Origin of the sequence: Pseudomonas sp. 10-1B (genome assembly GCF_000935045.1) — a bacterium.
In the GTDB taxonomy this organism is placed as follows: domain Bacteria; phylum Pseudomonadota; class Gammaproteobacteria; order Pseudomonadales; family Pseudomonadaceae; genus Aquipseudomonas.
Map to the genome: position 1 here is coordinate 15371 of NZ_JYKS01000028.1, position 12668 is coordinate 28038.

11 protein-coding genes are annotated in these 12668 nt (G+C 64.7%); 1 reads left to right on the forward strand and 10 read right to left on the reverse strand.

Going from position 1 to position 12668, the window contains the following annotated elements; translation table 11 throughout:
• Positions 1–113 precede the first annotated feature (113 nt).
• Positions 114–1211 carry an alkene reductase gene (locus TZ03_RS16715; protein WP_051099219.1) on the forward strand — a complete coding sequence of 366 codons (1098 nt, stop codon included), beginning with the start codon at positions 114–116 and terminating at the stop codon, positions 1209–1211.
• Positions 1212–1400: 189 nt separating this feature from the next.
• On the opposite strand, the gene TZ03_RS16720 is transcribed toward TZ03_RS16715, so the two are convergent.
• The 10 genes from TZ03_RS16720 to benC form a co-directional block, all read right to left on the reverse strand.
• Positions 1401–2381: an LLM class flavin-dependent oxidoreductase gene (locus TZ03_RS16720; protein ID WP_051099221.1), complete on the reverse strand. Its 981-nt coding sequence runs from the start codon at positions 2379–2381 to the stop codon at positions 1401–1403.
• A gap of 100 nt (positions 2382–2481) precedes the next feature.
• Positions 2482–3393, reverse strand: a complete 912-nt coding sequence (locus TZ03_RS16725) for a LysR family transcriptional regulator (protein ID WP_051099223.1) — start codon at positions 3391–3393, stop codon at positions 2482–2484.
• A 245-nt stretch (positions 3394–3638) separates the two neighbouring features.
• Positions 3639–4331 carry a TraX family protein gene (locus tag TZ03_RS16730; RefSeq protein WP_051099225.1) on the reverse strand — a complete coding sequence of 231 codons (693 nt, stop codon included), beginning with the start codon at positions 4329–4331 and terminating at the stop codon, positions 3639–3641.
• Between the two features lie 3 nt (positions 4332–4334).
• Positions 4335–5411, reverse strand: coding sequence for a metal-dependent hydrolase (locus TZ03_RS16735; protein WP_051099227.1), 1077 nt, complete (start codon positions 5409–5411; stop codon positions 4335–4337).
• Between the two features lie 313 nt (positions 5412–5724).
• Positions 5725–6975, reverse strand: coding sequence for an OprD family porin (locus TZ03_RS16740; protein WP_051099230.1), 1251 nt, complete (start codon positions 6973–6975; stop codon positions 5725–5727).
• Positions 6976–7029: 54 nt separating this feature from the next.
• Positions 7030–8229 (reverse strand): benzoate/H(+) symporter BenE family transporter, encoded by a 1200-nt coding sequence (locus TZ03_RS16745; protein ID WP_051099232.1) that lies wholly within the window; start codon positions 8227–8229, stop codon positions 7030–7032.
• 158 nt (positions 8230–8387) lie between these two features.
• Positions 8388–9302, reverse strand: a complete 915-nt coding sequence (catA, locus tag TZ03_RS16750) for a catechol 1,2-dioxygenase (protein WP_051099234.1) — start codon at positions 9300–9302, stop codon at positions 8388–8390.
• 29 nt (positions 9303–9331) lie between these two features.
• Positions 9332–10681 carry an MFS transporter gene (locus TZ03_RS16755; RefSeq protein WP_051099237.1) on the reverse strand — a complete coding sequence of 450 codons (1350 nt, stop codon included), beginning with the start codon at positions 10679–10681 and terminating at the stop codon, positions 9332–9334.
• Positions 10682–10738: 57 nt separating this feature from the next.
• Complete coding sequence (locus TZ03_RS16760; protein ID WP_051099239.1) at positions 10739–11500, reverse strand: 1,6-dihydroxycyclohexa-2,4-diene-1-carboxylate dehydrogenase; 762 nt, start codon at positions 11498–11500, stop codon at positions 10739–10741.
• 149 nt (positions 11501–11649) lie between these two features.
• A complete protein-coding gene (gene benC / locus TZ03_RS16765) occupies positions 11650–12660 on the reverse strand; it encodes a benzoate 1,2-dioxygenase electron transfer component BenC (RefSeq protein WP_051099242.1) in 1011 nt (336 codons plus the stop codon).
• Positions 12661–12668: the final 8 nt, after the last annotated feature.

The following is a 12668-nucleotide window of genomic DNA, read 5'->3' on the forward strand; positions in this document are numbered from 1 at the left end:
GAGGGGTAGCAGGCATAAAGCATTGGGGAACCCAACGCCGGGCTCCCGGTCCCCCCTTTCCCCAATCACCTCGGTATCGTGCGCACCATTGGTCTTCCACCTTTGGAGCTGCAATGAAACTCTTCCAACCCCTGCAAGTCGGCCCGCTCACCCTACCTAACCGCGTATTCATGGCCCCCCTCACCCGCCTGCGCAGCCTCGAACCGGGCGACGTGCCGACCGCGATGATGGCCGAGTATTACCGCCAACGCGTCAGTGCCGGGTTGATCATCACCGAAGCTACGCAGATTTCTTTCCAGGCCAAGGGCTACTCCGGTTCGCCAGGCATCCACAGCGCCGAGCAGATCGCTGCCTGGAAGCGCATCAACGAAGGCATCCACGCCGAGGGCGGCCACAGCGCCGTGCAGGTGTGGCACACCGGACGGGTGTCGCACACTTCCCTGCAACCTGGCGGTGAGGCCCCAGTCGCACCTTCGGCGCTGCCGGCCGGCGCTCGCACTACTTTGCGTGACCAGCACGGTAACCTGGTGCGTGTCGAAACCTCGGCACCGCGCGCGCTCAGCGAGGTGGAAATTGCCGGCATCGTCGCCGACTTCGGGCAGGCGGCAGTCAACGCACGTGAGGCCGGGTTCGACTTCATCGAGCTGCACGCCGCCCACGGCTACCTGCTGCACCAGTTCCTCACCCCGAATGCCAACCAGCGCGAAGACCGCTACGGCGGCAGTATCGAGAACCGGGCGCGCATCGTGCTTGAAGCCGTGGATGCGGCGATCGCGAGCTGGAGTGCCGAGCGTGTGGGTATCCGTATATTCCCGCTGGGCGGTTTCAATGGCGTGGACAATGGCGAAGACCAGGAAGCCGCGGGGTTGTACCTGATCCGCGAGCTGGCCAAGCGCAACCTCGCCTACCTGCACCTGTCCGAGCCGGACTGGGCGGGTGGCAAGCCGCTGCGTGACGAATTCCGCCAGGCGATTCGCGCTGCCTACCCGGGGGTGATCATCGCTGCCGGTGCCTATACAGCCGAGAAGGGCGAAGACCTGATCGGGCGGGGTTTGATCGATGCCGTGGCCTTTGGGCGCAGCTACATTGCCAACCCGGACCTGGTCGAGCGCCTGCGGGTGCAGGCGCCGTTGAACGAGCATCGGGCACAGTTCGACTATGCCAATGGGCCTGAGGGGTATACGGATTATCCGTTCCTCAAGCAGGCTTGATGCTAAAGGGAGCTTTTATCGGCTAATGCCAGTCAGTTAAGCCATTCGGGGCCGCTTTGCGGCCCATCGCCGGCAAGCCAGCTCCCACAGATACTGCACAGGGCTTGAGGCCTACGCGGTCGAGGTGGGAGCTGGCTTGCCGGCGATGGGCTGCACAGCAGCCCCAATGTGCCTTATAGGCTTTAAGCTTTAATCCAATTCTGCCAAGGCCTGCGCCGCATAGGCATGTGACCGCTGCCGCGCCAGCGGATCGTGGATGCGGCAATCGATCATCAGCTCATCCGCCCCGGTCTGCTCGATCAGCGAGCGCAAGCCTGCCCTTACTCGCTCCGGCCCACCTGCCACAGTGCAGGCCATCACCTGCTCGAGCACCGCGCGTTCGTGTGCTGGCAGGCTTTCGACGTAGCCTTCCTGCGGCTTGGGCAGCAAGCCGAAACGCCCGACGTGCAGGTCCAGCATCCACTTGCGATGGGAACTGGCCAGGTAATCCGCCTCGGCATCGCTGGCAGCGGCGAACAGGTTCATGCCCACCATCACATAAGGCTTGGCCAGTTGCGCAGACGGCTGGAAGTTGGCGCGGTAATGGGCAATCGCCTGCAGCAGGTAACGCGGGGCAAAGTGCGAGGCGAAGGCATAGGGCAGGCCCAGCTTCGCCGCCAGGTCGGCGCCGAACAGGCTGGAGCCCAGGATCCACACCGGTACATCATGCGTGCCCGGCACGCCGCGCACCCGGCGTTTGCCGTTGTCGGCCAGGTAATCGCGCAGTTCAGCGATGTCCTGGCTGAAATCGCGCTCCGGCGCAGCACCGCGCAAGGCACGCACAGTCGGCCCGGAGGTGCCGGGTGCGCGGCCAAGGCCCAGGTCGATACGGCCCGGGTGCAGGGTATCGAGAGTGCCGAACTGCTCGGCCACCACCAAGGGCGCATGGTTGGGCAGCATGATGCCACCGGCGCCTACCCGGATGTGCCGGGTGGCGTTGGCGATTTCGTTGATTACCACGGACGTGGCGGCCGAGCCGATGCCCGGCATGTCATGGTGCTCGGCGATCCAGTAGCGGCTGTAATGTTGTTGCTCGACATGGCGCGCCAATTGACGAGATTCTTCGATCGCGTCGGCGAAGGTCTTGCCTTCGCCGATCATGACCAGATCCAGTACGGACAGTGCAGTCATGGGGTCTCCAGAGGGATTATCAGTGGTTGCCAGTTTCCCTGCTGCGCCGCCAGCGATAAACCCGGGTTCAGGCCCGGCATAGGGGCCTGCTTTTCCCCAATCAGTATTCCCAGGGCACGCCCGGCTCCCAACTGGCCACCAGCAGGTCGATGAAGCCGCGTACCCGTGGCGACAAGTGCCGCTTGCTCGGGTACAGGATGCGGATCGGGTCCGCCGGTGGCCGGTAGGCTTGCAGCACCTCCACCAGGGTGCCGGCGCGCAAATCGTCGCCGGTGATGTAGGTAGGCAGGTGAATCAGCCCGAAGCCTGCCCGGGCGCCGTCGAGCATGGCCTCGGAGCTGTCGATGTTCAGCCGCCCGGGGTCTTCGCACAGGTGCAACCCCGCTTCAGTGTGAAAGCGCCAGGGCATGGCCTTCTCGCCGGCCAGGAAGGCGATCTTGTCGTGCCCGTAGAGGTCGGCGGGCACCTGCGGTACGCCGCGCATTTCAAGGTACGCGGGCGAGGCACAGGTGACGAACTGCTGCCAGGCCACCGTGCGGGTCAGCAGTTGCGAGTCTTCCTTCGGTGCACCGATGCGCACGGCAACGTCCACGCCCTCCTCGACCAGGTCGACGAAGCGGTCAGTGAAGCGGATGTCCGCGCGCAGCTCGGGCCACTGCTTGAGGTACTGGTCCAGGATCGGCAGCACGTGGCGCTGGCCAAACGACAGTGGCGCGGTCAACCGCAGGGTGCCGGTGGGCTTGCCGCGGCGCTGGGCCATGGTGCTTTCCACCTCGTCCAGGTCATCGAGAATCTGCCGCCAGCGCTCGTAGGCCACCAGGCCCTCGTCGGTCAGGCTCAGCTTGCGCGTGGTGCGGTTGAGCAGGCGCACGGCCATGCGTGCTTCCAGGCGGGCGATGCTCTTGCCTACCGCCGAACGGGTCAGGCCCAGGCTGGCGGCGGCAGCGGTGAAACTGCCGGCCTTCGCGGCGCTGACAAAAGCAGCGATGTCGCCGAAGCGGTTGGGTTCCATGGGTTGGTCCTGAGTCGGGTGAGGCCGTTTAAATGGGTATGGATTCGTGGATTACAAGCAGGTCTATCGAGGCTGCGCAGTCCGTTGTGGGAGCGGCCTTGTGTCGCGAAAGGGTCGCGCAGCGGCCCCAGCAATTTTGACCACCCTGAAAATTGCTGGGGCTGCTGCGCAGCCCTATCGCGACACAAGGCCGCTCCCACAATGATCTGCGCAGCCCGAACTGGCAGGCTCGGCCGCCAGAGCGATCAAACGAGGGCCTTGATCACCAGCAAATGCACCGGATAGAACAGATAACCCCAACGCCCCACCGCCGGCACCCGCCAATCATCATGGCGCAGCAACAGCAATCCAACCGGGATCGCCGAGGCTGCGGCAAGCAGCGTCAGCAGGGTAATTGGCGCCAACAGATGTTGCAGCAACCAGCTGTTGGTCAGGTTGCCGCCCATGGCCAACAGACAAGGCAGCAACCAGGCTGCGCCCCCCAGCTTGCGCGCCATCAGCCAGGCGCCCGGCAGCAACACCCCCGGTAGCCCATACATCAACTGCTCACTGCACAGCCACCCCGCAAGCAGGCCGGCAAAGCCAAGTAGCCGCGCCGACCTCAATGGATGATGCACACCCCAGGCAACCAGCAGCCCCAGTACCAGGGTCGGCATCACGCTGAATGTCGGCGAACCAACATCCAGCCAGCGGTACGCGGGTTCGGACAGCACAGCGAACACCAGCATCAGCCCCAGATAGCGCAGGTTGCCCCGGGTATACAGCGCCCCGGCCCTGGCGCGCCCGACATTCACCGCAATCGCCAGGCAAAACAGCGGAAACGCCAGGCGGCCAAGCACGAACAAGCCATCGGCATCGGCCCAAAGAAAGCGCAGGTGGTCGGCGACCATGGTCAGCATCGCCGTCCACTTGACCAGGTCCAACCCGGCCGAGCGCATGCTTCAGCGCCCGCGCTCGACCGGGCTGGCACCCAGATAGCGGTCGGTCCAGGCCGCCAGCGGTAGCGGCGGTTGCTGTTCGACGATGCGTCGCCAGATCAGCACCAGATCATCGCCATTGAACATCGCCCCAGGCCCGGCGCCTTGCCACATCGAAGGCACATCGACAATCCAGTGCCCCTGGCTGTCGCGATGGGCCATGTTGAAGCGGAAGGTGTAGTTGCCCGGGATGCCCATGCGCAGGTCGCTGACCACCAGCGCATCGCCTATCTGGTCGTAGCGCAGCCAGTCATCGGTGAACCAGCGCAAGCGTTGGTGCAACGGGTCATCTGCCAGCGCTTTGGCCAACCCCAGGTTGCGCGGCAAACGTTGCATCTCTGGCGCTTGCCGGTCGAACCAACTGCTGATGCCTTCGTAGTAATCGCCATCGGCGGTCTTGGCCAGCATCCGCCATACCAGGCTGTTGAAGGCGATCGGCACGCCGCGTACCTCGCTGACGACGATACCTTGCTGGTCCAGCGCCGCCTGGAAGCGCTGCTCGGCCGCCATGCGCCCGGCAAGACCGAACCCCAGGTAAGAGGTGCTGAACACCAGCGCCAGGGTCAGCAGGCGTGTAGCCCTGGCGGTCAGGCCTTTGCCGATTGCGTATATGACCGCGGCGAGCAGCGGCACGGTGTAGACCGGGTCGATGATGAACACGGCGGCCCAGCTTTGCGGGGTGGTCTGCAGGGGCCAGAGCAACTGCGTGCCGTAGACCGTGAAGGCGTCGAGCAACGGGTGGGTAATGAGTACCAACCAGAACGCGAGAAACAGCCTGGGCAAGGTGTAGCCCTTGCCTGGCCAGCATTTGTGAACCAGCCAGGCCAGCAGCATGGCCAGCCCGGTGAGCACGAACAGCGAGTGCGAGAAGCCACGGTGGTAGGTCATCTGCGACACTGGGTCGGCGTAGCGGATGACCACATCCAGGTCGGGAAGCGTGCCCAGCGCCGCGCCATACAGCAGCGAGCGGCGGCCCTGGATGCGACCGAGCACGGTGCCTTGCAGGGCCGCGCCGAGTACGGCTTGGGTAATGGAGTCCAAGGGGGGCATTCCTGAAAAGGTGGTTTTGCAAGCTACCTTCATCCGGCCCTGATGCGCAATTCCCTTGGGCATGGAGCTGTTTTGTATTACCTGGCCTGGCCTCATCGCCGGCAAGCCAGCTCCCACCTCGACCGCATAGGCCTCAAGCCCTGCGCAGTACCTGTGGGAGCCGGCTTGCCGGCGATGAGGCCAGTCCAGGCAATACAAGACAGTTGCTCCCACAGCGGGCCCCTGTGGGAGCTGGCTTGCCGGCGATGGGCTGCACAGCAGCCCCAATGTGCCTTATAGGCTTAGCATGCATCCAGTGGATGCGTCAGAACAGCTGCCAGGTGTACACCAGCGTCAGGCGGTTCTCGTCGATATCGCTGCGGTAGTTGGAGCGGGCCATGGCATTCCTTACCCGAATCCCCAGCCCCTTCAGCACTCCACTCTGCACCGCATAGCCAATGTCCAGGTCACGCTCACGGTCGCGCCCTTCGTAGCCCAGCCCGGTATCGACATTGTTACCGCTGATGTAGCGCACGGTCGCCGTCAAACCCGGCACGCCCATGGCCGCGAAGTTGTAGTCGTAACGCACCTGGTACGAACGCTCGTCGGTATAGGCGAACTCATAGGTCGGCACCTCGTTGCCCAGCGGCGAGATGTTGGCGAATACCCGTGGGAACGGGCTGTTGCCATAAATGCCCTGGTAGCCGACATGCAAGCTGTGCCCGCCATGCCGGGCGGTGAACATCGAGAAAAATGCCTGGTTGTCGATATTGCCCAGCAAGGCATCGCCATCCTCGTGCGCGGTGAAGTACCCCAGGTTGGCGCTGAGCACCCAGTCCCCCACTGGCTTGCTGTGCTTGAGGCCGACAAAGCCCTGTTGGTAGATGTCCTCCAACTGCCCATACCAGAGGCTGACACTGCTCTGGTTGGCATTGAACGCATAATCCCCGCCGACGTAGTTGAAGGCATCGCTCTCGGCCTGGCGCATCGGCACATGGCCGAGCATGGCGTTCATCTTGCCGTCGCCACCTTCGTTGCGCAGGTGCGTGCTTTTCAGGTGGCCGGCCTGAACGGTGAGCCCGTCGATCTCCGACGAACTCAGGCTGGCACCTTGATACGTCGGTGGCAGCAGGCGGATATCACTGAACGTCAGCACCGGCAGGTTCGGTTGCAGTTCGCCAACGCGCAGTTCGGTCTTTGACAGGCGGGCCTTGAAGGTAGGGGCCAGGCGGCTGTATTCGTCAGCGGCACGGCCGTCGCCATGCACCGGCAGCAGGCCAGTGTTGGCGCGGTCTGGGCTGCTGTCGAGCTTGATCCCCAGCAGGCCCAGTGCATCCACGCCAAAGCCGAGCGTGCCTGGGGTGTAGCCCGACTTGAAGTCGAGGATGAAGCCTTGGGCCCACTCCTCGGCCTTGGACTGCTGGTTGGCCCCGACGATGTCGGAGAAATCGCGGCTGAAGTAGTAGTTACGGGCACTCAGGCTGGCCTTCGAATCCTCGAAGAAACCGCCTTCGGCGGCCAGCAACGGTTGGCTGAGCAAAGTCAGGCCCAGGGCGACACAAGGGGTGTGGTTCATTCCGAAGCTCTCTTGATCTTGTTTTTATGGGTAAAGCGTTGGAAACACGACAAGTCATGGGTTACGGCGCAGCACCTCCGCTAGCCGGGGCTGGCGCAGCCTGAGCAGCGCATGGGCCAGCAGGCCGAACAGCAACCCCCAGAACGCTGCCGACAGGCCAAGGAAGGCCACCCCCGAAGCGGTGACCAGGAAAGTGAACAGCCCGGCATCGCGCTCGGCTGGCTCCGCCAGGCTGCGAGCCAGGGCTTCACTGATGGCGCCATACAGGGCCAGCCCAGCCAAGGCGGCGATCAGCGCGGCGGGAAACGCCGCGAACAACGACATCAGGGTGGCCCCGGCAATCCCCAGCAGCAGGTACAGCGCACTACCGGCGAGCGCCGCGATGTAGCGTCGCCGTGGGTTTTCGTGGGCTTCATGGCCGGTACACAGGCTGGCGGTAACCGCCGCCAGGTTCAGCCCGTGGCAACCGAATGGCGCCAGTACCGCCCCGGCCAGGGCACTGGCGCTGATGATCGGGCTGGCCGGCGTGGCATAGCCGGCATTGCGCAGTACCGCCATACCCGGCATGAACTGCCCGGTCAGCGCCACCAGCACCAGCGGCAGCGCCAGGCTGAACACCGCCGTCAGGCTGAACTGCGGGGTAATCCACTGTGGCGAGGCCAGTTCCAGCACCAGCGCCTCGCTGCGAAACGCACCGCTGGCAACGGTTACCATAGTGCCCACGCACAGCACCGCCGCCACCGCGTAGCGCGGCTGCAGCCGGCGCATCAGCATGTAGGTGACGAACATCGCCAGTACCAGCAGCGGCTGTACCGGCAAGGCGCGGAACACTTCGGTGCCGAAGCTGAACAGGATGCCGGCCTGCATGCCGGCGGCAATGGAGCCCGGCAGGCGTGCGATGATACGGTCGAAGGCCCCGCTGATGCCGATCGCCAGCAGCACCAGGTTGGCCACCAGGTAGGCACCCACGGCCTGTCCCAGGCCCAGTTGCGGCAAGGCGGTGACCAGCAGCGCGGAACCGGGGATCGACCAGGCGATCACTACCGGCACCCGGTAGCGCAGGCTGAGCAGTGCGCCGAGCACGGCACTGCCCATGGACACCGCCCAGACCCAGGAGGACAGTTGCTGGCGCGACAGGCCGGCAGCCTCGGCGGCATGGAAGATGATCACCAACGGGCCAGCGTAGGAGATCATCGTGGCGATGCAGCCGGCGACGATGGCGGACAGCGAGCTGTCCTTGATCAGGGTTTTCATGAAGCTTCTCGCAAGGCATCGGCCGGCCTTGTGGCTGGCTCTTGTTCTGGTGTTGCCTTCTTCGCGGGCTTGCCCGCTCCCACAGGGACCGCGCAGTTTCAAGGCCTGTGACGGCCCTGTGGGAGCGGGCGAGCCCGCGAAGAAGCCACCCCGGTGGATCAGGCCTCCTGCAACGCCCGCGGCCGCGCACTGCGCTGCTCATCCGCGCTGCCCTGGGCCTGCTGCAACTGGAAGTCGAACTTCAACTCGGCATGCCGCCCCGCCGGGCCTTCGACGAACACCACCTCCCCCACCAACCCATCCCGCGTGGCATAGGCAAAGTCATCCCACAGGTACTTGTCCCCCGACAGGTTGATCTGCGTGGTCAGGTGCCGATGCCCTGGCGCCGAGATGAAGAAGTGCACATGCGCCGGGCGCTGGCCATGACGACCAAGCAGGTCCAGGCATTCCTGGGTCGGCCCCTGCGGATCGCAGCCATACCCCGAAGGCACGATGGAGCGCGCGCGGTAGCGCCCTTGGGCATCGGTGACGATGCGCCGACGCAGGTTGTACTCGGACTGGCTCTGGTCGAAGAACGAATAGGTGCCACGGGTATTGGCATGCCATAGGTCGACCGTGGCCCCCGGCAGCGGTTGCCCTTGCGGGTCGAGCACCTGGCCTTCCAGGTACATAACAGTGGCCACGCCCTCTTCGCTGCCGTCGTCCATGCGCACTTCGCCCTCGGCGATGGGCGCCCCGGCCACGTACAGCGGGCCTTCAATGGTGCGCGGGGTGCCGCCGACATGGCCGGCCTGCTGGTCCTTGGCATCCTGCAGCAGGTCGAGGAAGTGCTCGATACCCAGCCCCGCCACCAGCAGCCCGGCCTCGCCCCGGCCGCCAAGGCGGTTGAGGTAGTCGACGGCATGCCAGAACTCGTCCTCGCTGATTTCCAGGTCTTCGATCAGCCGCGCGGTGTCCTGCAGCACGCGTTGCACAATACGCTTCAGGCGCGGGCTGCCAGCGTCGTTGCCCAAGCCTGCGGCCTCCTCGAAGAACTGCTGGACTTCGGCAGTGTGGGAAATTTTCACGGTCATGTGGGTTGCCTCATCTTGTTCTTTTGGGATTACGCCTGCGCCGCCACGGCCTGGGCATGCCGCCGGCCACTGGCCAGGTGCACGGCCATGGCCAGCGCGGCGATCGCGCCAGGGATGGCGAAGGCGATGAAGTTCAGTTGCAGGGGCAGGTTGATGCCCATCAGCGCACCGCCCAGCAGCGGGCCGACAATAGCGCCGTTACGGCCGATGCCAGAGGCCCAACCCAGCCCTGTGGAACGTACCGACAGCCCGTATAGCTGGGCGGCACCGGCATACAGCAGGATCTGCGTGCCGATGGTGGTGGCACCGGCAATGAAGATCAGCAGGTACAGCACCGGCATCGGGCTGTTGACGCCCAGCAAGCTGATCGACAGCGCGGCGGCGATGAAAAACGCCACCTTGACCTTGACCAGGTTGTAGCGGTCGCCCAGCCAGCCACCGAGGATCGCCCCAGCCATGCCGCCAAAGTTCAGGGCCAGCAGGAACGACAGGCTCGAACCCAGGCTGTAACCGGCGTTGGCCATCAGCTTCGGCAGCCAGGAGCTGAGCGCATAGACCATCAGCAGGCAGCAGAAGAACGCCAGCCACAGCGCCAGGGTGCGGATGGCCAGGCCATTTCGGAATAGCTCAAGGACAGCGCTGAACTTGCCGGCCCTTTCGCGGGACAAGCCTGCTCCCACGGGGGCGACCAGTACATCATCAGGCTGCACATCGCACTCTGGGTCCAGGCGCTTGAGCAGCTTGCGCGCTTCGTCGCTACGGCCCTGGCGTACCAGGAAGCCGATCGACTCCGGCAGGTAGTAGAGAATTACCGGCAACAACAGCAGCGGCACGGCAGCGGCGAAGAACATCGACTCCCAACCGAAACGCGGCAGCATGAAGATGCCGACGCCGGCCGAGAGCATGCCGCCCAGCGAATAGCCACTGAACATGATCGCCACCAGCGTGCTGCGCAGGCGCTTGGGCGCGTATTCGTTCATCAGCGCCACGGCATTGGGCATCAGGCCGCCACAGCCCAGTCCGGCAATGAAGCGGTAGATGCCGAACTCGCTCGGGCTGCTGGCAAAGCCATTGAGGATGGTCGCCCCCGAGAACAAGGCGAAACAGATAGCGATGCCCTTCTTGCGCCCGATGCGGTCGGCCAGGCTGCCGAACGCCAAGGCACCGAACATCATGCCGAACAGCGCGTAGCTGCCCAGCGCACCGGCCTGCAACGGGGTCAGCCCCCACTCCTTCATGATGACCGGCAGTACCACGCCGTAGATGAACAGGTCATAGCCGTCGAAGATCAACAGCAGGCCGCACCAGGCCATGACCATCCAGTGGAACGGGGTAAAGCGCGCGTTATCGATGATCGGGTGTACGTCAAGGGTTCGCATGGCATCTGTCGCTCTTGTTTTTGTTGTGAAAGAAAGCTGTTTGCCTTGGGGTGTCGCTCAGCCGAGGTCGCCGCCCCCTACCGGCAGGGTCACGCCGGTGATGTACGAGGCTTCGTCGGAAGCCAGGAACAGAATCGCGCCCACCTGCTCATCGATGCTGCCGTAGCGGTGCATCAGGCTGCTGTCGAGGGTCTGGTCGACGATCTGCTGGTACCAGAGCTTTTCCTGCTCGGTCTGCTCGGCGCTGTTGCGCGGCACGCGCCGGGGTGGTGCCTCGGTGCCGCCAGGCGCGGTGGCGTTGACGCGGATGCCACGGCCGGCGGTTTCAAAGGCCAGGCACGCGGTGAGTGCGTTGACGCCGCCCTTGGCCGCGCCATAAGGCACCCGGTTGACGCTGCGGGTGGCGATGGACGAAACGTTGACGATGGCGCCGGTGCCGCGTTCGAGCATGTACGGCAGCGCGGCGTGGCAGCACCACAGGGTGGGGAACAGCGAGCGGCGCACTTCGGCTTCGATCTGCTCGACTTCGTAGTGCTCGAAGGGCTTGGCCCAGATGGTGCCGCCGACGTTGTTGACCAGGATGTCGAGGCGGCCGAAGGTCTCTACCGCGCTGACCATGACCCGGGCGCAGTCGGTGTGTCGTTCCAGGTCGGCGGTGAGGGTCAGCATGCCCTCGCCGGCCAGTTCGTGGACCAGTTCGGAGCGGTCTACCGCGACCACCTGCGCGCCTTCGGCCTTGAGCCGCCAGCACACGCCACGGCCGATGCCCTGGGCAGCACCGGTGACCAGGGCGACCTTGCCTTGGAATCTGTTGTTCATATCCGTCTCTCCAGTTCGCCACAGTCCCTGTGGGAGCGGGCAAGCCCGCGAATTCATCCGACCAGACAAAGTCGTTGAACCTGCTGGCCTCTTCGCGGGCACGCCCGCTCCCACAGGGTCGGCGTATTGCTTGGAATTAAAGGAAGCTGTCAGGCCGCCGCCGCGAACTTCTCGTAGTAGAAGTTGGCCGGGGTAATGCCCTGCTCACGCACGTACTGGCTGACCGCCTCGACCATCGGTGGCGGCCCGCACAGGTACACGTCCACATCGCCATCGTTGAGGTGGCGGGGCTCGATGTGCTGGGTTACGTAGCCCTTCTGCGGGTACTGGCTGTCCGGGTTGGCCACGCAGGCGCTGTAGGTGAAGTTGGGGATGCGCGCCGCCAGAGCTTGCAGGCGGTCCAGCTCGACCAGGTCGAAGTCGTTGGTCACGCCGTAGATCAGGTGCAGCGGGTGTTCGCTACCCTGCTCGGCAATCTTCTCCAGCATCGCCGTGAACGGCGCCAGGCCAGTGCCACCGGCCAGCAGCAACAGTGGGCGCTGGATCGGCCGCAGGTAGAAGCTGCCCAACGGGCCGGCCAGGCTCATGCTGTCGCCGGCCTTGGCCAGGTTGGTCAGGAAGCTGCTCATCAGCCCGCCCGGCACGTTACGGATCAGGAAGCTGACTTCACCGTCCTTCTGCAACGAGCTGAACGAGTAGGCGCGGCTCTGCTCGCTGCCCGGCACCTTGAGGTTGACGTACTGCCCCGGCAGGAACGCCAGGCGGCTGAGCGCTTCGCCCTTGATCGACAGGGCGATGGTGCTGGCCGACAGTTGGCGCACATCGCTGATGGCCGCCTCGAAGCTGGCCTGCTCGGTCTTGCACAGTTGTGACGAGGCCGGGATGCGGATGACGCAGTCGCTTTCGGCGCGCATCTGGCAGGTCAGCACGTAGCCTTCGGCGATTTCGTCTTCGCTCAGGGCATCTTCGATGAAGTTGTCGCCCAGGTCGTAGCGCCCGGCCTCGGCCTTGCACTTGCAGGTACCGCAGGCGCCGTCGCGGCAGTCCAGCGGGATGTTGATGCCCTGGCGGTAGGCGGCGTCGGCTACGGTTTCATGGCCGGTGGCCTCGATGAAGCGGGTAACCCCGTCTTCGAAATTCAGTGCGATCTGGAAGCTCATGTTGCACC